At 55.8% G+C, this 396-nt stretch carries 1 protein-coding gene; it reads right to left on the reverse strand.

Going from position 1 to position 396, the window contains the following annotated elements; genetic code table 11:
- Positions 1–32: 32 nt before the first annotated feature.
- On the reverse strand, positions 33–396 hold a 364-nt coding region (locus EN804_RS34990), incomplete at its 5' end, for an NAD(P)-dependent oxidoreductase (RefSeq protein WP_281407928.1).

Consider the following 396-nt stretch of genomic DNA (forward strand, 5'->3'; position numbering starts at 1 on the left):
GCAGTTCTCAGGCGGTTAGCGATCCCGGCGACCTAGGTCCTCGAGACGGCATGCAGCGCCTTGCCGGTATCAAGAAAGCTCGCAATGTTGGCGATTGTCGTGACCGCAATGTTTGTGAGTGCTTCCTGTGTGAAGAAACCCTGATGACCGGTTACCAGAACATTGGGAAAGGTCAACAACCGCGCGAAAACGTCATCGCGCAACACGTCATTGGACAGATCCTCGAAAAAGAGATCGGCTTCCTCCTCGTAGACGTCAATGCCGAGGGAACCGATTGTGCCGTCTTTCAATCCGGCAATCGCGGCCTGCGTGTCGATGATGGCGCCGCGGCTGGTATTGATGAGCATTACGCCCTTTTTCAGCAGCGGCAGCGTTTCGCTACGAATGAGATGGCGG

It is taken from the genome of Mesorhizobium sp. M8A.F.Ca.ET.161.01.1.1 (assembly GCF_004792105.1).
GTDB lineage: Bacteria > Pseudomonadota > Alphaproteobacteria > Rhizobiales > Rhizobiaceae > Mesorhizobium.